The 26,275-nt window shown below is 35.4% G+C and carries 27 protein-coding genes; 25 read left to right on the forward strand and 2 right to left on the reverse strand.

What is annotated here, in order from left to right:
- The first annotated feature begins 66 nt into the window (after positions 1–66).
- Together ACXADE_RS07060 and ACXADE_RS07065 are read left to right on the forward strand one after the other, a co-directional pair.
- Positions 67–1,056, forward strand: a complete 990-nt coding sequence (locus ACXADE_RS07060; RefSeq protein ID WP_474979773.1) for an ABC transporter substrate-binding protein — start codon at positions 67–69, stop codon at positions 1,054–1,056.
- Between the two features lie 1,680 nt (positions 1,057–2,736).
- Complete coding sequence (locus ACXADE_RS07065) at positions 2,737–3,021, forward strand: hypothetical protein (RefSeq protein ID WP_474979774.1); 285 nt, start codon at positions 2,737–2,739, stop codon at positions 3,019–3,021.
- Positions 3,022–4,533: 1,512 nt separating this feature from the next.
- Here the strand turns inward: ACXADE_RS07065 and ACXADE_RS07070 are convergent.
- Entirely contained in the window at positions 4,534–5,733 is a 1,200-nt protein-coding gene (locus ACXADE_RS07070) for an IS110 family RNA-guided transposase (protein ID WP_474979775.1), read from the reverse strand.
- 443 nt (positions 5,734–6,176) lie between these two features.
- Between ACXADE_RS07070 and ACXADE_RS07075 the strand changes: the two genes are divergently transcribed.
- From ACXADE_RS07075 to ACXADE_RS07160, 18 genes are all read left to right on the forward strand, one after another.
- Positions 6,177–6,650, forward strand: coding sequence for a hypothetical protein (locus ACXADE_RS07075; RefSeq protein WP_474979776.1), 474 nt, complete (start codon positions 6,177–6,179; stop codon positions 6,648–6,650).
- A gap of 294 nt (positions 6,651–6,944) precedes the next feature.
- Positions 6,945–7,049, forward strand: a complete 105-nt coding sequence (sinI, locus tag ACXADE_RS07080) for a DNA-binding anti-repressor SinI (protein WP_474982208.1) — start codon at positions 6,945–6,947, stop codon at positions 7,047–7,049.
- 668 nt (positions 7,050–7,717) lie between these two features.
- Positions 7,718–8,170 (forward strand): YoqH family protein, encoded by a 453-nt coding sequence (locus tag ACXADE_RS07085; protein ID WP_474979777.1) that lies wholly within the window; start codon positions 7,718–7,720, stop codon positions 8,168–8,170.
- A gap of 912 nt (positions 8,171–9,082) precedes the next feature.
- On the forward strand, positions 9,083–9,262 hold the full coding sequence (locus ACXADE_RS07090) for a hypothetical protein (protein WP_474979778.1): 180 nt from the start codon (positions 9,083–9,085) through the stop codon (positions 9,260–9,262).
- Positions 9,263–9,495: 233 nt separating this feature from the next.
- Positions 9,496–9,819: a PadR family transcriptional regulator gene (locus ACXADE_RS07095; RefSeq protein ID WP_474979779.1), complete on the forward strand. Its 324-nt coding sequence runs from the start codon at positions 9,496–9,498 to the stop codon at positions 9,817–9,819.
- Positions 9,816–10,937 (forward strand): DUF2812 domain-containing protein, encoded by a 1,122-nt coding sequence (locus tag ACXADE_RS07100; RefSeq protein ID WP_474979780.1) that lies wholly within the window; start codon positions 9,816–9,818, stop codon positions 10,935–10,937. The genes ACXADE_RS07095 and ACXADE_RS07100 overlap by 4 nt, the downstream gene beginning before the upstream one ends.
- Positions 10,938–11,151: 214 nt before the next feature.
- Positions 11,152–11,499: a hypothetical protein gene (locus tag ACXADE_RS07105; RefSeq protein ID WP_474979781.1), complete on the forward strand. Its 348-nt coding sequence runs from the start codon at positions 11,152–11,154 to the stop codon at positions 11,497–11,499.
- A 269-nt stretch (positions 11,500–11,768) separates the two neighbouring features.
- Entirely contained in the window at positions 11,769–12,689 is a 921-nt protein-coding gene (locus tag ACXADE_RS07110; RefSeq protein WP_474982209.1) for a helix-turn-helix domain-containing protein, read from the forward strand.
- A gap of 388 nt (positions 12,690–13,077) precedes the next feature.
- A complete protein-coding gene (locus tag ACXADE_RS07115; RefSeq protein ID WP_474979782.1) occupies positions 13,078–13,296 on the forward strand; it encodes a hypothetical protein in 219 nt (72 codons plus the stop codon).
- 783 nt (positions 13,297–14,079) lie between these two features.
- Positions 14,080–14,307, forward strand: a complete 228-nt coding sequence (locus tag ACXADE_RS07120; protein WP_474979783.1) for a DUF3953 domain-containing protein — start codon at positions 14,080–14,082, stop codon at positions 14,305–14,307.
- A gap of 416 nt (positions 14,308–14,723) precedes the next feature.
- Entirely contained in the window at positions 14,724–15,209 is a 486-nt protein-coding gene (locus ACXADE_RS07125; protein ID WP_474979784.1) for a hypothetical protein, read from the forward strand.
- A 12-nt stretch (positions 15,210–15,221) separates the two neighbouring features.
- Positions 15,222–15,662 (forward strand): hypothetical protein, encoded by a 441-nt coding sequence (locus tag ACXADE_RS07130; RefSeq protein ID WP_474979785.1) that lies wholly within the window; start codon positions 15,222–15,224, stop codon positions 15,660–15,662.
- A 206-nt stretch (positions 15,663–15,868) separates the two neighbouring features.
- Positions 15,869–16,087 carry a hypothetical protein gene (locus ACXADE_RS07135; RefSeq protein ID WP_326316581.1) on the forward strand — a complete coding sequence of 73 codons (219 nt, stop codon included), beginning with the start codon at positions 15,869–15,871 and terminating at the stop codon, positions 16,085–16,087.
- A 227-nt stretch (positions 16,088–16,314) separates the two neighbouring features.
- Positions 16,315–16,962, forward strand: coding sequence for a LysE family translocator (locus tag ACXADE_RS07140; RefSeq protein WP_474979786.1), 648 nt, complete (start codon positions 16,315–16,317; stop codon positions 16,960–16,962).
- A 523-nt stretch (positions 16,963–17,485) separates the two neighbouring features.
- Positions 17,486–17,836, forward strand: a complete 351-nt coding sequence (locus tag ACXADE_RS07145; protein ID WP_474979787.1) for a VOC family protein — start codon at positions 17,486–17,488, stop codon at positions 17,834–17,836.
- A 168-nt stretch (positions 17,837–18,004) separates the two neighbouring features.
- Positions 18,005–18,841 carry an alpha/beta fold hydrolase gene (locus ACXADE_RS07150; RefSeq protein ID WP_474979788.1) on the forward strand — a complete coding sequence of 279 codons (837 nt, stop codon included), beginning with the start codon at positions 18,005–18,007 and terminating at the stop codon, positions 18,839–18,841.
- A 95-nt stretch (positions 18,842–18,936) separates the two neighbouring features.
- Positions 18,937–19,677 (forward strand): GNAT family N-acetyltransferase, encoded by a 741-nt coding sequence (locus ACXADE_RS07155; RefSeq protein WP_474979789.1) that lies wholly within the window; start codon positions 18,937–18,939, stop codon positions 19,675–19,677.
- Positions 19,678–19,815: 138 nt separating this feature from the next.
- On the forward strand, positions 19,816–20,127 hold the full coding sequence (locus ACXADE_RS07160; RefSeq protein ID WP_474979790.1) for a hypothetical protein: 312 nt from the start codon (positions 19,816–19,818) through the stop codon (positions 20,125–20,127).
- Positions 20,128–20,232: 105 nt separating this feature from the next.
- Here ACXADE_RS07160 and ACXADE_RS07165 read toward each other — a convergent pair whose 3' ends face one another.
- Positions 20,233–20,424 carry a hypothetical protein gene (locus tag ACXADE_RS07165; protein ID WP_474979791.1) on the reverse strand — a complete coding sequence of 64 codons (192 nt, stop codon included), beginning with the start codon at positions 20,422–20,424 and terminating at the stop codon, positions 20,233–20,235.
- A 323-nt stretch (positions 20,425–20,747) separates the two neighbouring features.
- Between ACXADE_RS07165 and ACXADE_RS07170 the strand changes: the two genes are divergently transcribed.
- From ACXADE_RS07170 to ACXADE_RS07190, 5 genes are all read left to right on the forward strand, one after another.
- A complete protein-coding gene (locus tag ACXADE_RS07170) occupies positions 20,748–22,118 on the forward strand; it encodes a hypothetical protein (RefSeq protein WP_474979792.1) in 1,371 nt (456 codons plus the stop codon).
- A 186-nt stretch (positions 22,119–22,304) separates the two neighbouring features.
- Complete coding sequence (locus ACXADE_RS07175) at positions 22,305–22,538, forward strand: hypothetical protein (RefSeq protein ID WP_474979793.1); 234 nt, start codon at positions 22,305–22,307, stop codon at positions 22,536–22,538.
- 201 nt (positions 22,539–22,739) lie between these two features.
- Positions 22,740–23,036 (forward strand): hypothetical protein, encoded by a 297-nt coding sequence (locus tag ACXADE_RS07180; protein ID WP_474979794.1) that lies wholly within the window; start codon positions 22,740–22,742, stop codon positions 23,034–23,036.
- 355 nt (positions 23,037–23,391) lie between these two features.
- A complete protein-coding gene (locus tag ACXADE_RS07185) occupies positions 23,392–23,637 on the forward strand; it encodes a hypothetical protein (protein ID WP_474979795.1) in 246 nt (81 codons plus the stop codon).
- 1,346 nt (positions 23,638–24,983) lie between these two features.
- Entirely contained in the window at positions 24,984–26,237 is a 1,254-nt protein-coding gene (locus tag ACXADE_RS07190; protein ID WP_474979796.1) for an aminopeptidase, read from the forward strand.
- Positions 26,238–26,275: the final 38 nt, after the last annotated feature.

Consider the following 26,275-nt stretch of genomic DNA (forward strand, 5'->3'; position numbering starts at 1 on the left):
AAACAGTTGCCATCGATAATGATAATTGTTATCATTTAAATGATAAAAGATCATAGGAGGAGTAGCATGAAAGGATTTAAATGGTTTTACATAGCGATTGCTGTATCAGCTCTATTGTTTACAGCTGCATGCGGCAACAGCGATGAAAATACAGAGGCAGAGAACGAAGATCAAACTGAAGAAACCGAGAATGATAGTTCCAGTGAAGAAAGTGGCGAACGTACGCTGACCGATGCGATGGGAAATGAAGTGACGATTCCGGAAAATCCAGAAAAAGTGATCGCTTCTTATCTAGAAGACTATCTGGTTGCCCTCGATATCGAGCCTGTCGCACAGTGGTCGGTCAGTGACGGAGCATCTGTTCAAGGGTATCTTCAGGACTCATTGAAAGACGTACCGACACTGCCTCACGATCTACCTCTAGAGACGGTGGCAAGCTTTGAGCCGGATTTATTGTTGATGGATTCAGCCGGCATGGTTGAAGGGAACAAATATGAGCAATACTCCAAAATCGCTCCAACCTATGTCGTAGGTGAAGCGGATAATAATGACTGGAGAGAAGAGCTGAAGCGTGTCGGTGAAGTCTTCGGAAAAGAAGAGGAAGCTGCACAAGTGTTGGAAGACTACGAAACAAAAGTGGAAGAAACGAAAGGGCAGGTCCAGGAATCCATCGGTGACGATTCCGTAGCGGCGATCTGGCTGGTAGCGAATACTTTCTACGTAGTGAATGATCAACTGTCTGCAGGAGACGTGCTTTACAACGACTTGGAAATGACCAAACCGAATGTTGTGAAGGAAATCGCCGATGAATCTACGGCTAACTGGTCTGAAATTTCTCTTGAAAAACTGGCAGAACTGGATGCTGATCACATCTTCCTCATTAACAGTGATGGAGAAGGAGCAGAAAAATTACAGGATGATATCTGGCAGAACATCCCTGCTGTCCAGGAAGGGAACATCTATGAATACAAAGCAGATGACACCAGCTGGTTGTACACAGGACCAGTAGCGAACACGAAAATGCTCGAAGATATCAATGAACAGTTGGTAAAGTAAGAGCTATGGGTAATACGTAAAGCATAGAGAAAGGGAATGGCTTCTGCCATTCCCTTTTTTCTATGGAATGATAAAGAGGAAGTTGTGGAATAAAGGAGGAACGAAAACAAACTCTGGAAGCTGCTAAATAGTTTCTAGTGGTGAAATATGAAAGAAAGAACACTAGTGGTGACCTCCCAAGAACCAAAATATATCAATATTTTCATCTTATTATTTACAAATAATATAAAATGGGTGGTGAGTGTGATTATCTCGAAACTGAGTCTTAAAGAAACGGGCAGGTTAGTTGAAGACTCAGTTTCGAGATAATTGCTTCACTTCATTATTGGAAATGGTTGGATTGCCAATGGTATGGTAGTAATATCTACAAAATTAAAGAAGGTAAGTCGGGTGTTTTCATGACTTTATTAAATGAAGTCATTCTATGTTAATGAAATGATAATTAGTGTGGTGAATATGGACAAACGAATAGGAGGATTGTTGATGAGGTCATTTTTCTTAGGGATAGCATTATTAGTCAATCTGTTTTATATTGCAATCACCCTTTTTGGTCTAGACAATTATTTAGGTATAAGGGTAGGCAATTTTAATGCTGCATTTGGAGTTTTGCTATCTATCAGTTTAATTTTTTCTTTGTTTATCTTTTTTAAGGGCAAACGATATCATTTAGATTCTGTTAAAATCTTCTCTTTGATAACGGTTTCTCTTAGTATTGGAACGTTTAGTTGGTTTATCTTTCTGAATATTTTAGGTTTATTTATTAACATGTAACTAATTGAATTATATGTTGTGTTAGTTGATATTGAGTCTTACAGAAATGGGGGCAAATCGTTAACTAGTAGGTTTTCCTATGAGGGTACATGAGGTACCCGAAATCGCTACAAGAGCTCGTAATAAATGACAATCCGAACAAAATATTAAAAAAGATGGTGATCTTAAATCTCACAAAAAATGATGAAAATTCTAATAGGGTTTATCTCTTGGCATTATTATTTTTCTGGATCCTATCAACAATTGACACTTTCTATATAAAAGCAGAATGGTTTGACTACGTATTTTATATCCTAATTTTAGCTGGGGTTACATTATTTGCTCTGGACAATTTCAAGAAGCATAAAGTTATAGTGTCAGTTATTGGATTTCTATTGTTCTTAGCATATGCCTATGAATTAGTCCATTTTCCACTTCCGTAGTTTAAGTTCCAAAGAAGTAAAATTATTTGAAGGAAGGGAATATCTTGGAATCAAGTCTACATGAACTGGGGGTGATTGCTCAATAGAGTACCCGCCTTTACTACATAAGTACAGGAAATCAAGGCGAGGTTTAGCTGTTTAAATTGACTTAGCGTAGTCAAAATATGGAGGGATAAGATGTTACAAAATTATAACTTGTCAGGAATAATTATATTAATCATTGCTATCATTCTTGTCGTTGTTGCCTTAAGGAGATTATTTAGAAAGAAGTTAAATAGGTGAAGTAACAAGAGCTTTAGTAGAGATATGCTTCAATTATCTCGAAATCAAGTCTTATAAAAACGTGGGCAATTGTTCAATAGAGCATTAGCCCTTTAATACATAAGCATAAGTAATATCAGTTGATAACCTATTTAACTGAAGGAGCAGTATACTTTAGTAAGTGAAATGGGTAATCATTTAAATATCAATATGTGGGGGTGTAGAAATGTGGTTAATATGTGGTGTTATTGCCATAGTAGTAACTGTAATAAATCTTTTTTTGTATGCAGCAGGAAAGGATTATAAGCTTGCTATGGCGATGGCATTATCATTTACAGCATTAACTAATAGTGCAAATTACAGTAATCTAACTCGGTGGGTGAAAGTGGAAGATTGGGCAGCTATAATAGATGTAGTACCTGGTATGGCAAAGGTATTTTGGTTTTTGACAATTGTTTCTATCTTACTAAATATATCACCTATATTCTTAGAACGAATACGTAAGAAATAATGACTAAATATCACATCATTTATTTCATATTCAACTACTGTGAAAGTTTTAATGTATAACTAAAGGGGTTTAAAGTAGAACTGTGAGAGATATCTCGAATTCAAGTCTTACATAAACGGGGGCAATCCTGCAGTAATACAATTGCCCTCTTCTTAATGTTTTGTACAGGATTGTGAAAGGCACAGTTTCGATGTAATAGGAGAAAATTGAAACATTTGTAAGGAATAATCGTACATATAGATAACCATATTGCAGTCTTAATAAAATTATTTTTGAAGGGTGATATTATGGATTTTGCTCTTTTGTTCGGTGTCCTGTTAACCTTATTCCCTTTAATTACTATTAACAAGCTTAAGGAAGAATCAACTTTTCAAAGGGTCATTCACATTGGCTGTTTACTTGTGGGGCTAATTTTATTAGTGGGTTTTTCAATTCAATTTAGTACGTTTATTGACAAATACTGATTTTGATCATTACTAAAATCAAGTCAACAAAATAAAAGCGTGTGGGTAGGGGAATTGCTTAAATATCTTGACTTCAAGTCTTCCTGTAACGGGGGCTTTAGTTGAATAAACCCAATATAAAAATGATAAGATTCAATGAAATTGGAAGTTTATTTGAGAGTAATATCAAAACCAGATTCTTTATAGAAGTATCTATGATGACTTACTAAATCCCAGGTAAAGAAATAATGGGAAGAGAAACGCAAGAAAAGAGAAAAGCGCGGAGGGGATAAATGTTTAGATGTAAGCGGAGCTCCTTCAGTTGATTCTGGTGATACAGCCGGGATCCATAGCGCTCCTAAAAAACCTTGGATGAAATTATCTAATACTTATAGCTTTGAAGGCGTTTAATAAAAGAGGTGATTAATATGGATTTATTTGATGTATTTATGCTTGTTATTATTGGTGTAATAGTAGTGAGCATAGGAATGATGATTTACAGTACGATAAAAAAATAATTAAAGGATATAAAAATCTCTAAAGGCGTTTTTAATGCTTTTAGGGATTTTGTATGTAAAAATCCGTGACTCGTGCATACCGTCATATAGAGAAATTCAGTGGGTTTTCACATATATTCGTTACTAAGGGTAAATCTCGAAATCAAGTTTTAAACAAACGGGGGAGATAACAATTAAAGATAAATTAAAGTATATTTCTTATTACATAGTTAGTCTGTATATTATCCAATTAGTTTTAAGTTTATGGACAGAGAAAGAGATAGATTGGGCAACTTTTACTGGATTGAGCATTGGTGGGGGTATTGGGGTAATAACTCTAGAAAAACTCAAGAAAATCTTTGGAAAAGACAAACATTAATATCGTGAAGTGTTTAATCCTGTTATTAAACATATCTCGAAATCAAGTATTCCAGTATACCAGCTAATAGAAGGTCAATAGGTAAGGGTAAAAAAGATGAATCAGACATGGTACAATAAAAATGAACATACTAAATAAACTTCAACAGTATCGATTTGAAGCATTTTCTATATAAGTAATTTATTGGTTTTTTCTAAATCACATAAGCCTTTTTACTTTTTAAGATGGCATAGATCCAATGAATGAGCTTGTTTGCACAAGCAATAATCGCCACTTTATGGGGCTTACCTTCTTCGCGTTTCTTATCGTAATAAGCTCTTAGTTTTGGATTGCGATTCTTGGTTATTCCGCATTGGACTGCGTTATATAGACTCTTGCGAAGGCTAGACGATCCGCGCTTTGTAATTCGGTTAATGGTTGCTTTAAACTGTCCCGATTCATGGACACTTGGGTCAATCCCCGCGTAGGCAACAAGCTTCTTAGGGTGGTTAAACTGATCAATATCCCCAATCTCGGATAGGATTGTTGCCGCAATCTTTCCACCAATACCGGGAATTGATCGGATAATTTTATATTCATCAAATTCTTCAGCCAGGGCATCTATCTCTTTCAGTAGCTTCGATAGGTGCCTTTGGTATTGGAGGAGAAGTTGAATGAACATCGTTAAACTCACCACATGACTCGAGTATAGATTCCGCTTGAAAGGATCTCGTCCTGCTGCCTCTTTGAGTTGGTGAGCTTTATCTAGTGCCCATCCATAAGAGCGTTTAACTCCTTGGTGGAGGATGACTTCAGCGATCTTTTCCTTCGTTTCCTCCCGAACACCTTGAGGTGTTTGATAGTGGAGTAACGTTCGTAAGGAGGTCGGTGAATAAAGAGATCCAAAGACCGTCTTATATTCCGGAAACACTTGATCCAATACCGTTTGGAACTGAAGTTTAATTTGTACATAAGTGCCCGTTAGAGCGTCATGTTGACGGGTTAGATTCCTCAAATTCATGATTTTGACAGCCTTCTTTTTGAAAGGTTGAAGGTCATCATATAGATAATACAATTCCCCTAAACGAAAGGCATCAATGGCGTCCGTCTTTACTTTCCTTAGGCTCATTTTTTTAGCTTCATGAGATAGAACCGGATTCACCAAGTAATAGACAATTTGATGCTCTTCTAAGAACTGTAAAACGGGTTCATGGTAATGACCGGTAGATTCAAAAACGACGACCGGAGGTCGCCCTGTGATTTCTTCCACCTCTAACCAAAAGCGATGAAAATCATGTAACCCTAAAACATTATGCTCGAAAACAAAGCTCTTCTTGTAAGGATCTTTCTTCTGTAAAAAGGCTTGTACTTGGCTTTTTCCCTTCGCAATATCCAGGCCAATGACTGGATCCATGTTTTATCACGTCCTTTTGTTAGATTCACCGGCAGCCCCTAACCTAGCTTGTAGTGTCATAGCTTCGCTTGTTATACGGGATCTAAGTCCCAACCAGCCTCAAACATGTTTCTACAAGTAGGGGGTGGACAGTATACTAGACGGGATCAGAGTCCTACGGGGGCGAACGTCCTACCCGGCTACTTAAAGAATAACCCATAAAAAATAGGTCAACCAGATAAACTGGTTAACCTTATAATACGAAAGGGGGCGATTCTATAAGAGAGAATTGCCTCCTTTTTTTGGTTTGGGTATGATACTTGAAGATTTAGGTTCGCGGTAATAATATTTGAAACTTTAATAATTCTAAATCGTATGTGAAATATGAGACCTTTTGCATGTATATGCTGTAGACTACACTTTTAACATGCAATCAACAACATGTTCTTAGAAGGGGAGATAGTATGAAAAAATTATTACTAATGATAACTTTACCATTGATTTTAGTGGCGTGTAGTTCGACAAGTGCATTACATAAATTCAATAATGATGAGCTGAGCAAGAAAACGGAAGATTTGGCTTTTAACCCCCAACTTCCGACAGAACTTCCATTTGAAGTAGAACGAGCTGACTTTAGTCATCCTCCTAAGGTGCAGCAACCATATAAAACTTTAACTTTTGATTTCTATGGAGAAAATAAGGAGCACCTTAGTTTATTAACTGTAAACGGAGGTGACGTTTCTTCTACTTCTCAAGAAGAATATCAAGATGTACAAGTAGGGGATAAATCTGGAAAATATTTTGTCGATAGTTCAGGAAATAAGACTTTGAGATGGGCAGAAGGAAAGATTCATTATGTTTTAAAATATTTTGCTGAACAGTCGGAAACTAAAGTTGAAAAAAATGATTTAATTGAGGCAGCAGAGTCTTTTCAATAATATCAAGAAGGAAATTATTTTACCTTGGCCTACAAATTATATCTTAAAAAATTAATTCTTGAAGAATTGGGGGCGATTGCTTAATAAGAGCAATCGCTTTTCTACTAGTGGGTAGTTATCTAAAGGGCGAAACACACGTGTTGAATCAATTAATCAATAGTCAATTTAAATTAAGTGATATATTTGACAATAAATAACAGTAATTGCAGAACTTCAATGATATTATGATACAAAATTCCAAATTTATAGAGGGGTATTCTGTTGAGTACTAAATTAAAAATTTATTTGATCACATTGAATACAGAGTGGATAAGATTAATAAAAGAAGCGAGGGACATAGGCTTATCTATTAATGAAGTCCAGTCTTATCTAGACAAAAATGAAGAAGATGAAGTTTGATGGGGAACTGACAATACTAGTTCCTAATGATCCAAGGACAATCAAGCAGGCGGGGAAGGGGGGAGAAGTAAGTTAAATGGAGGCTTTCAGTAGAAAGTAATCATTATGCGTAATAAGATAAGTACCAGTATTTTCGTGTAATCGAATGATGGGTGTAGTGAAAAACCAATGACAATGAGTTGTTCTTCTTGGAATTATAAATCTTAAATCCTTTTTCTAACGCAGCATTTTCCAAGAGGTTAGTTTCTTGGGTCATCATTTTAGATAATTCTTGGTTGTGAATCCTTTCTATTAAGAAAGAATAAAGTTGAAAAATTTGTTTAATATTCCATTCGCAATAAGGATTCATAGTGCACCTCCAAAACAAATTTTTTTACGGATTATCTGGTTTCTATACAAATTTTCTCACATATCATAGTAGTTTTAAATAAATCTGTTTTAACATAACGGAAACGAAGGGGCGGTTCTAGCACTTCTGATATAGGCATAGGAACCACCCCTGGCTTTGATTATCTTGAATTCGAGTCTTACATAAACGGGGGCGATTACTTAATATGAGTGATCGCTCTTTCTTTATTTATGAAATAAACAGTTAAAGTGGGTAAACAAAATAATTAATGACTTTAAAATAGGGGATACTAGCCAAAACAAATTGGTTGAGGTGTTTTATGAAACGATTTATTTTGGTTCCAATGATTATTTTTTTACTTGTTATTTCTCCAAGTCAAGTAAATGCAGTGTCTATGCCCTGCAGTATGGTTTTAGAACCTGTTGATCAAAATTTAATAAATGCAAAGGGAACGGCATTATTATATAAAGTCCAGCTATTCCCGCCAAGTTTTGCTCGCACTAATATCAGCATTCTTGCTGTGTATCTTCCAGAACCCTCAAATTATGGGGATTTTGATAGCTACGAAGGATTTGCCTATATTCCCGACGAAATAAGTTGGAGATTTAGACTATTTCCTACTCCTGAAGAAATTAGTCCAACATGGGCAGGAAGATTTGATTTAATTACAGCGGATATGAAAAACGTAGAGGTACAAGTGAGACTCTCAAATACCAAAACCAAAAAGTTAGGTCCAGTTGTACTTAAAAGTAATATCGATCAGTGCAAATAGGGTAATTAGAGTTATATAACGTTTCAAGAATATCTTGATATCAAGTCTTACGTTAACGGGGGCGATTGTTCAATAAGAGCAATCGCTTTTCTACTAGTGGGAAGGATTTTGTAAGACTCAGCTTCAAAATACTCACTGCCTTGAAACTAAGAAGGCCTAATTACGTATGTAAGATACAAGGCGACATTATTGAGGTATTATTGTGTGCTATATTAACGTTTATTATTATTTAAAGAAAGTTGTGTTTCTGAATGAGGATTTTACAAAAACAGTGGGTAAGAACCTTAGCTTTAGTAGTCGTGCTGTCATTTTTATTAATCTGGGAACAAATGCTTTTATTTATCATAGGGGTGTTAATATTGATTTTACTAGAGGTATTTGTGTATAAGAAAAATAAGAAGAATATTTAGCATGCTAAAGGATCTTACTTAAATTCGATCTTTGATTTGGAGATCAAACCAGGGGATTTATTTGTCTCGAAATCAAGTCTTAAAGACATGGGGGCGATTATTCAATATAATGCTTGCTTTCAACATTAATGATGTTTAATAAAATCGAAGCTAAGATAAAGGGGAATCGTTTTGGAAAGGAAAACTATGAACTTCGTAAAACTTTTATTAGGGGTAGTAGTAGGAATTGCAATTTATGAAGTGGTAAAAGGGTTATTTTTTTAAGTGATATCTATGGTGTGTAGTTAAATAATAGGTGTGTTACTTATAGTGTGTTTCAATTTACCTCGAATTCGTGTCTTACGTTAACGGGGGCGCTTCTCTAACGAGGGACCCCCCTTATAAAGTTGTCAAATTAGTTAATGTAAATAAGCTTTTGAAGATATTATAGCTAAGAAGAATAAATTCATTGTCCACGCTATTTTAATAATTTTAAACGAAACTAGTGAATTGGAGGGAGATTATGAATAAATATCAAAAGCTCGCAGTCGTTTTTGCTATGCTTGGGGCTGCTTTTATTGCAGGTGGTTTAGGTTTTAAGCAATATTTTGAGTACTCAATACTAGTTGGATGGATGTGTGGACTTGTATCCCAACTGTTTGCCTTAGGTTTTGCTTTAAGATGGCAGAAAGATAAAAGATAACGATCGATAAAACCTTTATTTTATCTCGAATTCAAGTCTTCCTGTAACGGGGGCTTTATTTTAATAAACCTATTAAAAGGAGGAACTTCCGCGAAATGGAAGAACCTCTTTTTTTTGAAACTTAGAAGGTTAGATAACTTTTAAGTTTATTTCTAAAATTTTTCGCGCTTTATGTCACAGTGTGATATAGTCGTAGTGTGACATACTTAAAAATGGAAAAAGGGGCTAGATTAATGAAAAAGCCTGAAAAAACATACATACCTATGACCGAAACGGCTTTCTACATCTTGCTAGCATTAACTGAACCCCGCCACGGTTACGGCATCATTAAACACGTTGAGAATCTGACAAAAGGAAGAATAAATTTAGGTTCGGGGACCGTTTATGGCACATTGACGAAGATGCAACGCGATGGTTTGATCGTTAAATACGCGGATGGTGAGCGGAAAAAAGTATATGAAGTTACAGAAGACGGTAAAAGAATTATGAGAATTGAGATAGAAAGATTGAATGAACTTTATAATAATGCGATTCGATATAGGGAGGAGTTTTTATGACCACATCGATTTTTCGACCCTTTTGGAGTTACGACCCGATTAAAACGGAACAATGGCTAGAAAAGAAAGCAAGCGAAGGGCTTTTTTTGACTGGATTCAATCGGTGGTCAAGAAAGTTCCATTTTAAAAGAGAGGATCCTAAAACCTGTGTCTATAGACTTCAATATGAGAAGTTTGACCACTTCCCACAAGCTTTAGTTGAGGCAGGCTGGAAATCGATCACGAAAGAAGGTCGTTGGAGAATGATTCGCCATGAAGGTGCTGCGAACAAGGAGCCTCTAAGGGATAACATGGCCTCAAGAAACAAAGTTCATTTCTATACTTTCATGGCGGTCTTCATTTATATGCTTGTCGTTGCCGGCATAGTTGGAATGTTGACTCTCACAGTACTTTTAGATGGTGGATCGGCGACGTTCGTTCCCAGTCCTTATTGGGCAATAACCATTACTGTAGGACTGACGCTTTGGACTGTAGTTCCTTATTCAACACTGACGTTACATAAAGGATTAAAAAAACTGAAAGTAGATCCATCATTTTCTGCAGAACGGAACTCAAGCCTCATCAAGTTTACGAAATGGCGGTTAGCCTGGGCGTTTGCACCTGACCGTTTAGAAAAATGGTTGGAGTGTATGGAACAAAAAGGATATCGCTTAGAAAAAGTCAGCAGATGGGGACTTAGTTTTTCCTTCAGTGAAGGAGAACCGAGAAAGGTAAGCTATGCGGCCGATTTTCAAAAAACGGTTGAGTCAGACTATTTTTATATGCATAGCGATCGAGGATGGAGTCAATTGTTTCATTCTTCTTCTCTGTTCATGTCTTGGACATTATGGGCGAAAACGTACACTAATGATGAGGAAAAACCTCAGCTGTACAGTGACCCACATCACAAGTTAAAGCATGCCAAACGTGTTACTCTATGGCAGGGGGGCATATTTCTGCCTTTGGTGATTTTATATATATGGTTAATCACAATGAATATCAAAAGTATTGTTCAGGGAGAAATTCTTGATTCTACCTTTTGGGTGGTAGTTGTGCAAACCATCCTCGTCATCGAATTCGGTTATTTTTCTGTTCGTTCCTTGTTGTATTATAGGCGAGTAAGAAAGACGATACGGTGAATGGACAGAATAGCTCTGATCCGCCGCATTAATAAGGCTGGGGTGGCTTGAATACTAGATTGTTATGTTTTATTAAATCTTGATTTATCTTGAATTCAAGTCTTACATAAACGGGGGCGATTCTTCAATAGAGGGAATCGCCTTTGACTCGTAAAAGGCTGGGGAGATATCATTCAATTATATAATGACCGAGAGAGCAAGGGGGGATGATTCTGTGGTAAAAAGCAAGATTTTTTCTATAAACGTAGCTTTAGCCATTCTACTAATAGGTTGCAATTCTTATACAGGAATGGCTGTTGGAGGAGAAATAAAAGAAATCAATGAGGAAAGCGGGGATATGAAAATCGAGACAGCTTATTGGACAACAGTTAACGAACAAGAATCCTCAATAGAGTCATCTGAATTTAAAGAGGAGTTAAAATCAGAAGCGATTATGATACAGGTGTCCAAGCCAGAGAAATATGATGTAGGGCAAGAGGTAGAGGTGAAAGTGATCAAAAATTATGAGGAAGATGTATGGGATATGAATCGATTAGTGTTTGAAGTAACAGAGAAAGATTAAGTGTAGGACCCTATAGGATTGTTTTTAGAATAGGAGTAAGATATTTCGAATTCAAGTCTTCAACTAACGGGGGCTTTTCTGAAGTTAGCTATTATCTTAGAACCATTTCATTTAAGAAATTATATCCTCTGTCTTTAGAAGATGTTCCGCATTCAATCACTACTTGAGTTCGTAGGTACCACTTCTTCAAGAAATAGTTGATAGGGTTAAATCTATCTGCAAGTTACACTATAGATAAATAAACGAAAGAGGTGGTAAGGTTGTTTGATATGAGAAATGTAGGAAAACGAATCGCTAGTGTGAGAAAGGAAAATAATATTACACAGATGGCTCTGGCAGATATTCTAGGGGTGAGTTTCCAAGCGGTTAGTAACTGGGAGCGTGGACATACAATGCCAGATATATCTAAACTGCCGGAACTATCGAAGGAATTCGGTGTCAGTATCGACTACATCTTAGGAGAAAGTAAAGGGACAAGAGTGGTCAATCAATTAATCGAGAACGAGTCTCTGGAAGGAGAAGATTCTATTGAGAAAGAAGAACTTATTCACGCTGCACCTATAATAACTACTACCCAAGCAGAGGTGGTATTTCAAAACATCGATAGTGAATTAACACCAGAAGAAATATCCATAATTTCACCTTATATTAGTCAAGAATTGCTCGATGAATTGGCAAAGAAGGAATTTAATAAGAGCGGGTTAAGAAGGTTGCCTTTATTTGCATCCTATATCAGCCAAGATGTGATGGATGAAATTACAAAAGAGGAATTTGAACGTAATGGACTTGAATCTTTTCCAACTGTAGCCCCATTTATTAGTCAAGACCTTATAGATTATAGTGCTAGAGAAGAGTACCACTTAAATGGACTTGAAGGTTTTTCATCTATGGCTCCTTTTATAAGCAAAGAGGTTGTTGAAGAATGCTTAAATAAAGAGTATGAAAAGAACGGATTAAATGGATTATCGTCAATAGCCCCTTTTGTTAGTGAACAAACATTAAATGCTTGTGTTAAAGATAGCTACAATAAAAAAGGTATTTCTTCCCTTGTCTCCATAGTTCCATTTGTAAAAAAAGAGTTATTAAACGAACTTGCCTTAGATGCTATTTCAAAGGGTGGGATTAGTTCAGTCACTTCTATTCTTCCCTATATTGATAGGAACTTGGTTCAGGATATGATGAACAAGTAATATATGCTCCTTTGTTCTCACAATTACAATTAGCGGCGTTTGTTTGATTTACTTTTACATTTTCAATTGGTTACCAAAACAAATCTTTAATTACTTATTGGTTGGAGTTGCTCTTTTAGGTGCTATAAGAGGACCAATAAACATCATGGTATTAAGATCCACACCTTCAAAGATATTCATAGAATTTTCCTTTCAATGTTTGTTTGGTTAAATTTTACTACTAATCTTTAATTTTCACTAGTCATTTGAAAGTCTCGACGTTTCTCGGTATATATCTCGAATTCGAGTCTTCGCGTAACGGGGGCGATAGCTGCATAGTGGCTTATTGTACTAATGCGCAGTTTAACGAAATAATGTCATTAAATTTCCTAATGGGGGGTATGGGGATATGAGCAAAACGATGGTAAAAGGTACTATAAGTTTAACAATAGGAGCGATAATATTTTTTTGCTTGTTTTTTATAAATGAAACTAAAGACTTTATTGATATGGTGATATGGGGAGTGGTGTCTTCCGTTTTAGGATATATATTTATATCTTCCTTTATAATGTCTGAGAAAGAAACCAAGGATTTTGAAAAGAAGATTGATGACACTATTTTCAAGTAATAAAAGTCCAATCTAAGGGAATATTAGTGAATATTTGCTTCAATATCTCGAAATCAAATTTTCAGTTATCGGGGGCAATCCTGCAGTAATACAATTGCCCTCTTCTTAATGTTTTGGACAGGATTGTGAAAGGCACAGTTTCGATGTAATAGGAGAAAATTGAAACATTTGTAAGGAATAATCGTACATATAGATAACCATATTGCAGTCTTAATACAATTTTTTTTGAAGGGTGATATTATGGATTTTGCTCTTTTGTTCGGTGTCCTGTTAACCTTATTCCCTTTAATTACTATTAACAAGCTTAAGGAAGAATCAACTTTTCAAAGGGTCATTCACATTGGCTGTTTACTTGTGGGGCTAATTTTATTAGTGGGTTTTTCAATTCAATTTAGTACGTTTATTGACAAATACTGATTTTGATCATTCCTAAAATCAAGTCAACAAAATAAAAGCGTGTGGGTAGGGGAATTGCTTAAATATCTTGATTTCAAGTCTTCCTGTAACGGGGGCAATTGTTCAATAGAAACATTGGTTTTTTCACTAATTAGAGAGGGGGGCTATTTTGGGTTATAAATTAAGTAGGGGTATTGGATTGTTGTGTTTAGGTTATTTCTTCATAGTTTTATTCTTTGAAGTAAATATCCAGGGCTGGATTACTGCATTGGTTGGACTGTTATCATGGTCATTGTATTTTTTTGTTACATACATAGATAAAAGCAGAACAAGAAACCATTAGTAACATCTATTATATTAATAGTTATAAGAGGAAGGAGGGTCCTGATGAAAGCAATTAGAATTGTAGCAGCCTTTATAGCTATTTTCTTAATAGTTCTTAGCGTTATAACTGATAACAAACAAATCTTATACTATACTCAGTTTTTTATTGGGGCCATGCTTTTAATTTACAGTATTTCAGAGTTCCAAAATAAACGGAAAGCTCGTGCAGTGTATTTATTGTTTCTAGCTGGAATTATTGTTTTAATTGGGGCATTATCTCTCTCAATTTGATTAGGATGCCTGGTTCGAGTAATGCGAGAAGATAGTAAATCACATAAAATATCTCGAAATCAAGTCTTACGAAAACGGGGGCCGATTGTTCAATAGCAGCAATAGTTTTTTCTACGGGAACGATTGTTAAAGAAATGTTTTATAAACTACACAACTTGAATGGGATATAACTTCTCCTCATTTATAGGAGAGAGAATTTTGTGTGAAAATGAAAATTGGGAATGTTTATTACAAAATTATGATTTAAAGAGCTAATTTAGATCAATATTTCCCAATTGAAAATGTGTTTATATATAATATTACTAGTGGTAAAATATGTATAAACAAGATACTGGAATTTTAGAGGATAAAAATCTAAGGAGGAAAAAGAGGCTATCTTCAGTACCTTGAATAAATTGTTTGGAGGAACAAACATTATGAAAAAGTTGATTTTTCTTGTTCTTTTGCTTTTGTTGGCTTCAACAACTCTCTTTTTTGGTGCTAAAAACGTAAATGCAATGTGTTATGGTGGGTGGAGTATTGATGACCCTGTACTTATGGGTGACATAACCAGGGATAGTAATAGCATGTCAGATGAGCTCTCATCTTTACAGGGAGGACCTATTATAGAATGTGCAGGGGGTTATCCCAAAGGTTGGAGCACTGTAAAATCAGGCAGTACATATAGCCATACAACAAGTAAAGGCACAAAAATATATAATAGATCAGGTGGAGCATCACGAGCAAATAGCGATTTTTGGAATACTGTTTCTCCGGGTGCTAGTTATAAAAAATATGTAAAGTATGATGGTTCTACTACGTTTGTGAAATTCCCGAAAGAAGGTAATGTTAGGTATTACAAGAGTCACAGTGGACAGGAACCTTCATTATGGTTTGGCAAAGAAAAGATTAGATACAAATAGAGAGGGATGTTAATGATTACAAACACTGATATGGAAGTTTGGAACCCTAAGAACTACATACATGGTGCTTATCTAGAAAAAGTAGAATTTAGGGAAACAAACGACGGTCTAGTAATTGTGGTTGAAAACGAGAATTGTATTTTACATTTTAATTATGACAAGTATGAGTTTGGTAACTTTGTCCTGGCCTTTCGTTTTACTGATGAGATGAAGAGTAGCTCATTATTAGAATTAGCTTCTAAAGCACGAACTAATTATTTCGGGAAAGATGATGAGAGTTGGTATTTATATAAGATGACCAATTCTAAATTTCTGGACTGGTATGATAATCAGCCAGGACCTGGTAGAGATCTTTTTGATATTCAACATCATGTTATTTCAACCTCAGAAACTACCTTTGAAATTTTGTGCAAATATGATCCAAGGATCAATATTGTAGAAAAAAATATTTAATTTATTTTGTTATGGGTCCTCACTTCTACTTCGTAGGGTGGGGTTTTATTCTTTCTGGTTTTAAGAGTGAAGTAGGGTAGAAGTGTAAGTTGTCTCGAAATCAAGTCTTATAGAAACGGGGGCGATAGCTGCATAGTGGCTTATTGTACTAATGCGCAGTTTAACGAAATAATGTCATTAAATTTCCTAATGGGGGGTATGGGGATATGAGCAAAACGATGATAAAAGGTACTATAAGTTTAACAATAGGAGCGATAATATTTTTTTGCTTGTTTTTTATAAATGAAACTAAAGACTTTATTGATATGGTGATATGGGGAGTGGTGTCTTCCGTTTTAGGATATATATTTATATCTTCCTTTATAATGTCTGAGAAAGAAACCAAGGATTTTGAAAAGAAGATTGATGACACTATTTTCAAGTAATAAAAGTCCAATCTAAGGGAATATTAGTGAATATTTGCTTCAATATCTCGAAATCAAATTTTCAGTTATCGGGGGCTTTTCTCCAATAAGCTTCCCTGTAATTAATTTTGGAATAAAGGGTAGGAGGAGATTTTATTAAAAGGGAATACATCTATGTATCAACTTTTATATTGCTGCTTACATTGTCTGTAGTTATTCTGAATAATTTAAACCTCGGATTAAACGATATGGTTCTTGGTGTTCAGTGGGCTTCTCTTATACCTGCAGCCTTTCTAATGGCTTCCGTACCTGGTGCGAATCAGATCCTTTCTTTGAGGAACGGACTAAGAAAAGGAGCCAAAATAGCTATAATAGCGGTCACAGGAAGGTTCACGGCTTTTACATTAATGGTTATTGCCGTTTCTTTAGGACTAAATGCCATTCTACAAACGTCCACTCTTGTCTTTAACATTATTAAATGGATTGGCGTCATTTACTTAGGCTGGCTTGGGATAAAAACGATCTTATCAAGTAATAAAGAGTACGAGGATGAGCAATTAAATGGGAGTGAATCACATGGAGATTCTTTAAGTGCATGGCATTATGCGAAGCAAGAGTTTATGGTGGCAGCAGCCAATCCTAAGGCATTATTATTGTTTACTGTCTTCCTTCCTCAATTTATTTCTTCAGGTACAGGTGAGGTTGGGGGACAAATCCTGGTCGTAGGCGCGGTATATATATTAATTGAATTCATTTGTGCCACTGTATATGCAGCAGTTGGAGGACAACTAAAGAGTATTGGATTGAGTGGAAGAGTCAAAAAGAATTTAGATCGTATAACTGGTGGCATAATGATAGCCTTAGCCGCGTGGTTATCTACAGAAAAAAGTAAATAAGGAAATAAACTTATAAATTATCTTGAAATCAAGTCTTAATGTAAAGGGGGCTTATTCGTAATTTCATACTTAGCTTTTCGGGTGAGAAAGCAGAGGTGTGCAAATGTTATTAAAGCTATTTTTTATTTTATCTTCCTTATCTATTCCTGTTTCTATCTTGTTAAACCAAGAAGCTGCTGGAATACTAACGGCATTGCTGTTTATGCTTTTGGGTGCATATTTTAGTAAGCCAAGGTTTAAAAAATCAAAAAAGTTCTAATGAATGAAAGTATCTCGAAACTGAGTCTTACTGTATCGAGGGCAATTCTTTACCAGAAGAATTGTCCCCTTCTTAATGTTTTGGGCAGGTTTGTGGAAGACTCAGTTTCGAAATATTGATCTAATTATTGGATCATTTCCTTGTATCTTTTTTGCTGAATTTTATGAAGGTTTCTAGAGCAGTAATCCTGAAGTTATTCTATATAAGGATAAGTTTGTGGGTTAACTTGAAAACTAAAATTCAAAATACCATGGAGGTGTAGAATTGAGAGTCAAGCGAATTGTTGCAAATATTGAAACGCAGGACACTTCCAAAGCAAAACACTTTTACAAAAAAATACTAGGGCTTGAGCAATTAATGGATCTGGGATTCATTACAACCTATGGCTCTAATGAGAAAATGGCTACTCAAATAAATTTTTTATCTGAGGGAGGATCTGGCACACCAGTACCTGATTTGTCAATTGAAGTTGATGATTTAGAAGAAGTTCTCACACGCATAAAAGATGCTGGAGTTCCATTTGTATATGGACCCACTACAGAACCGTGGGGTGTTCGACGTTTTTATGTTAGAGATCCGTTCGGTAAACTAGTCAATATTTTAACTCATTTATAAATTAATCAGTCATAAAAGCGAGGGACGGTTCCAGCGCTTTCGAATAGAGGCATAAAAGTCATCTCTGGCTTTGATTATCTTGAATTCGAGTTTTATAAAAACGGGGGCTATACTTCAATAAGAATTTATTATGTTTTATGGAAATTGTGGAACATTGGGGGGATGACATTGGAAAGGTACTTTATCAATGATGGAGAAATTAATGTCCATGTAACAGAATGGGGCAAAAAAAGAGGTCCTGTAATTTTTTGCTTACATGGCTTGGGTAGTACCAGTCTAAGTTTTATTGAAATCGCTGAAGTGTTAAAGAGCAAATTTAGAATAATAAGCATAGATGCACCTGGTCATGGGAAGACAGATCCATTTAACAATAGTGAAAAGTACGCTACGCCAGTTTTGGCAAATTGGGTCGACCAAGTAATTGAAATATTGGAAATTAGAGAGTTTTACTTTCTCTCACACTCATGGGGGAGTTTTGTTGCCTTATATTACTTGTTAGATCATTCAGAAAAAGTGATGGATACAATCCTTATCGATGGTGGGTATCAAACGAAGAGAAGAAGGGCTAGCACAGTGGAAGAAGAAGTAAAGTATTATGAGAAAGATTTTGAAGAGCATGTAGAAACCTGGGAAGAATTCCTAGAAGTTGCTGTTTATGGAGATTCCAGAAGAACATCCTTATTAGATCTTGCTGCACAGGATTTAGCACTTGAAAAGAACAATAGATACTATTGGCATGCAAGAGGTGAAACGGCAGGCAATATTATCAAAGGCATGCACAAGTATGAAACCGAGGATATCTATGAAAAACTTCCACATAACCTTAAGATTTTATTACTTAGAGCTACTCTACCAAAATCAGAGGATGATTATAGGGACTTAACTATGAGCATATTTCAGCAAAAAATTGGTGCAGATACAAAGAAAATCCCTAATACTTCTCACATGTTACATTGGGACAATCCAGATGCTGTAGTAAAGGAAATAAAGAGAAGGTGGCAGTAGCTTTACATGGATAATAAGATACTAAACTAAAAATACCTTGAAACTGAGTCTTCAACTAAAGGGGGCTTTTCTGGAAGAATGTCAGGAGGTTACTTATGAATTATAAAACTGTCACCTTAAAGGAACGTCCAGATTTAAAAGAATCCTTGAATGATTTACATAGTAGTGGATGGCCAGATTTTATGAGAGAGGACACCACTGGAGTTAAATATTGGGAGGACCTCGTCTCCTTGTACTCAGAATTTCAATTTTTACTTTTAAACGAATTGGAGGAACCTATTGCCTGTGGTAATTCAATACCATTCTACTGGGGTGGTAGCCGAAAACAATTACCAGCTGGATGGGCTGATGTATTAGAAAGAGGAATACTAGAACATAAAGCTAAAAGTACATTAAATACATTGTCTGCTTTAGCAATAGTCATTCATCCTTCATACAGAGGTAAAAGAATTAGTGAACGGATGGTAAGAGAAATGAAGCAACTGGCAAATAATCTTTCAATGAAGCATTTGATCGCTCCAGTTCGACCATCATTTAAATCTCATTACCCTCTGATTCCAATGAAAGAATATATGTATTGGGAGAGAAGCGATGGAGAACCTTTTGATCCTTGGATAAGAACCCATTGGAAAAGCGGAGCGAGAATAATTAAAGTGGCTAACAAGTCTATGGATATTCGTAGTTCAATTCAGCAATGGGAAGAATGGACAGGATTAAAGTTATTCTCTTCCGGAAGCTATGTTATAAAAGAGGGGATCGTGCCATTAGAAGTAAATAGGGAGCAGGATGAAGGGAAATACATTGAACCGAATGTTTGGATGGAGCACTCGATTTAGTGTAACCGTTCCCTCTAGATATCTCAGTTTCGAGTCTTAATGTAAAGGGGGCGATTGTTCAATAAATCATTAGCCCTTTAATACATAAGCATAAGTAATATCAGTAGTTAAACCTATTTAACTGATGGAGCAGGTTAGTTGAATACTCAGTACTTGCAGGGAGGGATAAAGATTTTATTATTTTTGACAACTCTATTGTTAATAGTCGGATCTTGGATTTGGTTTAATTATAATCTTAAAAAGGGTATTTCGCAGTTTTTATTAGTTATAACTTCAATCGGCGCTCCGTTTTTGTTTTTTTACGGAGGTATTAACTACGCTGCTTATATTAGTAGCCAAGGAGCGGCATTTGGTTCTGCTATCCTTCTGTATGTTTTATTAGCAAATAGTATTATTTTATTGATTTCTATTGCAATTATCGCTATTAGGAAAAATGGAAGAAATGAATAATAAAATTCTGTGATTAATCGAAAGATAGTTTAGGAAACAACATTGAGGTATCTTGAACTCAAGTCTTATAAAAACGGGGGCGATTGCTTAATAAAGGCGATCGTCCTATATCCTTAGAATTAATTGACTTAGTATAAACATTACAAGTAATATGCCAATTCCTAACACGCTATATCCAAGATGTTTACGTTCTGACAAGTACTCCCCTTTAATAGCTTTCCAATCTGGATAGAAAAAGCTAATCACTCGGACAGCTATTATGCCAATCATAACTAAAACGACAGCTAATACTTCCATTAGTATAACTCCTTTTACATATCTAGTATCCTTTTCCTTTCTGTGTAAAACTAAGAGGAGTAAGTTTGTTGTCGTTTATAAATTTATCTTGAAAATGAGTCTTATAAAAACGGGGGCGATTGTTCAGGAGTTTTTACTTTAAAAATTGAATAAGATGGTTTGTTTTACAAATAAATCAATGGGACATGGGAGGGATACAAATTCTAAAACGTATTAGCTTAATGGTGTTGAGTTCGTTATGCTTCATAACAATTTATTTTGTTTTTTCCTTGTGGTTAAGTGCTAAACAAAGTGTGATCGCTTCGTTGGTAATAGGTTTGTTTATGTTGGGCTTTATTACTGGTGGAATTATAAGTCTAATCAAACCAATGAAATACTTGCCCAAAAAACTCTCAACAAATCTAACATTAATCATATTATCTGTCCTCGTTTCTATATCCACAGTGATCATCACCTTATTTAATTATGGGTTTGAAAAGGCAGCTTTAGATCATGAGAGCATAGATTCTTTTAAACCAAGTGATAAAATAAGTTTTTATCAAAAAATGGTACTAGAAACTTCGTCAGCTAAAGAAGATACTGACAGTTTTGACTCTAAACAAGTAGGGACATTCACCTTTTATTATGAGGGACAAGACAAAAAGTGGATGGATTCTTCAGTTAAGGCCATTGAGGAAAAGGAAAAATTGTTTTCCAGTCTCTTTAATTTTAATGAGAATCCTCCTGCAGAGATTATATTGTACAACAATCTTCCAACCCCTGAAGGTGCCCCCATACCTTCTGAAGGTAGTATTGGAGGGTATTACGATGCAAGTGAACAAATCATACATATTCAAATTCCATCGGGAGATAAGGAAGAAAAGGACTTTCAAAGAAGAATTGTTCACGAATACACACATCACTTATTTAACACTTTAATTAAAAAACATGACCTATCATTCGCTGATTTTCCAATGTGGTTTCATGAAGGATTGGCGACGTATGTTGGCAGTATCAATGTTGGAGTAGAAAATCACTACATAAAAAAAGTGGAATATCTGAGCTTTAATCAAATCAAAACTCCTGCTCAAATAAATGACTATATCAGAAGTCCCTATGATCCTTATTTTCAAAGTATGTGGTTTATGAATTACCTTCTAAATGACGTAGGAAATGACCTCATTACCAAAATAATTAAAGAGAAAAAGAACAATGGATTTGACCAGTCCTTTAAAAATGTTACGGGTATGGGCTTAGAAACATATTCGAATGAATTTCTTCAAAGGTTGAGGAATGTTTCTTCAGACTTAATAGCAGCAAGAAAAGAATCCAATTCAAAAATAGCATTAGAAAAAGCCCTGGAAGTAAACGCTATTGTTCCCAATCTGTATCAATCAAATATTCAACTGGAAAAAATCTATATGAAGCTAGGGAACTTTAATAAATCAAAGGAGTATGCTCAAAGGTTGGTAGACCAAAACCCTGAAGAACCATCTCCCTATCATGGATTATCTACTCAAGTTGTAGTGGAAGACTTGGAAAGAGCTATACAGTTATCGAAACTATCTGTTAAGCATGCAAATGAAGATGAATTTAGCTTTTATCAAGGGAAGTTAGAAAATTTGACGTCGGTACAGCAGGAAGTTGAAGAAGGGGGGCCACTTTTGGGGTACCTGAAATATTCAGAAATGATTATGTGCAGTCGGATATTTTAAGAGAACAACTTATAAAAGAATTACTGAATAAGTATCCAAATGTAGAGTCAGGAAGAAAGGAAATGGTTTCTTTATTTGAAAGTTGAAGGGGGAGGGTTCAGTAAATTATAGCGATTATCTCGATACTGAGTCTTCAAGTAACGGGGGCTTTTCTATATTAATTAATGTCCTCGGAGGTGACTATGTATGGAGAGTCAAAGGTTATCAAAAAGGTTATCAAAATTAGATAGATGGCGAGAAAAATATGGAGAATTAGTAATTGCTTTAGCTTGTCTTTATAGTGCAATTAGCAGTTGGGGGCAAAATTGGATTCTTACGGGTGTTTTAGTTTTCGGCACATTTGTCTGTGGAACGTTTGGTTTCTTTGATATAAAGAGAGCTTTTATGGAAAAAAGGTTCAAGGTAATAATTTGTCGCTAATGTGATCAATATCATTCCAATGTAACCCTTATTGTTAAAGAAAGATGGGTTGATATTACTTTGAAATCGAGTCTTACGTAAACGGGGGGCGATTGTTCAATATAGACGATTGCCCTTCTTAACTAACAGAGCAACTTACTTTAATATATGGAGATGGGAAACAATATGAGATGTCTATGTATTCAACAAGAAACAAATGAATTGAAAATTGAGGGAGATGTAGGTGCAGACCCTCTTTGGTGTAATCGCTGTAATTGCAACCTTGACATAGAAGAGATTCCCATTGAACTCGATTTGAAGCTGGAGTTAATGAAATGGATTGGGAAGTATGGTGAATGGATTGATTGGGATAAAGATGGAATAGTTCCTAATGGTGTTGAACTTGAAGCAGAACATAATAAAGAGGGATTGAAAATAACAGAAAAAGTTCAGAAAGAACTTGAAGGTAAATACAAAGTTTCCTTTTCACCATCTACATTTGCAAAGGCATATAAATAGAGTACATTCATCCTTCTCGTCTTAAGGCGTGCGTTAGTTAAAGATTGCTTCAATATCTTGAATTCAAGTCTTCCGAAAAAGGGGGCGTTTGCTTAAAAATTAACCTAGTACGAAGAGGTGAGAGTTTGAGGAATAAACAAGTTATTTTCTGGACTATAATAGCTGTCACGCTAGTATTAATATGGCTCTTTTTAAAATAAAACATATTATATAGAGATTTATAAGTGAAGGAAGATATCTCGAAATCAAATCTTCCTGTAACGGGGGCAATAGCTTAAAGGAAACTTGACCTTATTACATAACGTTTTCGTTCTAAAGGATATGATGGAAGGAAGTCTTTAGGAGGGAGTAAGTATTGAAAGTACTTAAACTAGTGAATTTAATCTTAGCTATCATTGCTATGATGCTGGGGTTTTCTCATCTATTTGTTAGTAATGTTCGAATACTATCTGTTTTATTTATCCCCTTTTTGTTCATCTTCTTTTTACTAATGGGAGTTGAACAGGTAATGGCTAAGCAAAAGAAGAGAGGATATTTATATATTGTTGCAGCTATCTTTTTCATTTTTCCAGTGATAAAAGTATTAACGGCCCATTTATAAACGATCAAATGCATATGTAATTACATAAGTTATTTCGAAGTACATCTTGAATTCGAGTCTTCCGTAAACGGGGGCAATTGCTTAATAGGAATACTCATCTTTTTCGCTAGCGAGCAGAATTGTTGATACTTTCCTATTCGTACAAGAATACAATTAAAAGTCAAAATTTGAATTGGAGGTATGTAAGTTGAAAGTTGAGGTTCTTATATTTGCAATAAGCATACTGTTAATGCCTTATTTTTTGTTCCAACTTATTAATAAGATTAGCGAACAAGCAGGAGTCATATCACTAATCTCACCAATTTTTATGTTGGTATTGTTAATTTTCTCAGCAAGCCTTATTGTCATTCACTGGAAAGAGAAAAAAGAGACGGTAAATTAAACTAAAAGAAAATAAATATTATTAAAATATTGGGTGTGTTAGTTGAAGAACAACTCCATATTATCTCGGATTCGAGTGTTCATGAAACGGGGGATTTAGTTGAATAAACCCAATATAAAAATGATAAGATTCAATGAAATTGGAACTTTATTTGAGAGTAATATCAAAACCAGATTCTTTATAGAAGTATCTATGATGACTTACTAAATCCCAGGTAAAGAAATAATGGGAAGAGAAACGCAAGCAAAGAGAAAAGCGCGGAGGGGATAAATGTTTAGATGTAAGCGGAGCTCCTTCAGTTGATTCTGGTGATACAGCCGGGATCCATAGCGCTCCTAAAAAACCTTGGATGAAATTATCTAATACTTATAGCTTTGAAGGCGTTTAATAAAAGAGGTGATTAATATGGATTTATTTGATGTATTTATGCTTGTTATTATTGGTGTAATAGTAGTGAGCATAGGAATGATGATTTACAGTACGATAAAAAAATAATTAAAGGATATAAAAATCTCTAAAGGCGTTTTTAATGCTTTTAGGGATTTTGTATGTAAAAATCCGTGACTCGTGCATACCGTCATAGAGATGAATTCAGTGGGTTTTCACATATATTCGTTACTAAGGGTAAATCTCGAAATCAAGTTTTAAACAAACGGGGGAGATAACAATTAAAGATAAATTAAAGTATATTTCTTATTACATAGTTAGTCTGTATATTATCCAATTAGTTTTAAGTTTATGGACAGAGAAAGAGATAGATTGGGCAACTTTTACTGGATTGAGCATTGGTGGGGGTATTGGGGTAATAACTCTAGAAAAACTCAAGAAAATCTTTGGAAAAGACAAACATTAATATCGTGAAGTGTTTAATCCTGTTATTAAACATATCTCGAAACCTAGTATTCCAGTAAAGGGGGCAATTCTTGAATAAGCATATACAAGAGCATCACAGAGGTGATATTAAGTGATTAAAGGAATTTATGAATTGATAAGTGAAGCACAGTTAAAAAAGTATGCAGAACTTGCTGTACGGGCTGGCGTAAATCTGCAAAAAAATCAATTATTGATTATTCATAGTGATATACAAAACGCTACGTTCGCACGCCTCATCCAAACGGTAGCCTACGAGGCAGGAGCTTCCAATGTATTTATAGACTGGAAAGATGAACAGTCTACCAAAGAATTTTATTTAAAAGCAGCAGATCGTGTTATCAATCACTTTCCTGATTGGCAAGCTGCCCGTTTTAAGGAGTGGGAAGAAGCTAGTGCTGCTTACATCCATATTATTTCTGAAAACTTAGATGTCTTTAAAGAGGTTTCCCCAGAACGGATCAGTCGCTTTCAAAAGGCCTCCCGCAGTAAGTTGAAAAGTTATTATGCTAAGATTATGTCCCACGAGATACGCTGGTGTCTTCTAGTTGTTCCGGCTTTCGCATGGGCCACGAAAGTATTTCCTCACGTGAGTGAGGAAGAAGCCGTGCAATCGTTATGGCAAGCCATTTTACGTGGAGCGCGAGCAGATGGAACAAATCCGATTAAAGACTGGGAAAATCATGACTCCGCCTTCGAATCCAGGAAAATGTTTCTAAACGATTGGCAGTTTGACACTCTGCATTTTACCAATAATCGAGGAACGGATTTAGTCGTCGGTATGCCTAACAACCACATCTTTATCGGTGGTGGCGTCAGAGATGAAAGTGGAACGCCCTTCTTTCCTAACATTCCGACGGAAGAAATATTTACTGCTCCACATAGAAATAAGGTGAATGGAAAATTGGTAGGTACTAAACCTATTATCTATGGGGGAAGTGTCGTGGATGAATTCTATCTGATTTTTAAAGATGGACGGATTACCGACTATTATGCCGCGAAGGGACAAGAAGCGTTACAAAATATCATTGAAACAGATGAAGGTTCACATTATCTAGGTGAAATTGCCTTGGTCTCTAACAAATCCCCTCTTGCTCAGGAAGATACTCTTTTTTACAATACATTGTTTGATGAAAATACGTCCTGTCATATTGGAATCGGAAATGCATCTCCTTCCAATATTCAAAATGGGAATGGCCAATCTGAAGAAGAGTTGAAGGAATTGGGGCTAAATACTTCCCTTTTATCAGTCAACGTCACCTTTGGTACTGAAGATATGAAAGTACTGGGCATTAAAGAAGATGGAACTGAAGAACTGCTAATGAAGGATGGGGATTTCCAATTCTAAATCGTCTACAACTTAAAAACAGAGAAAACAAATAACAG

The organism is Halobacillus sp. ABR2_026, assembly GCF_056158545.1.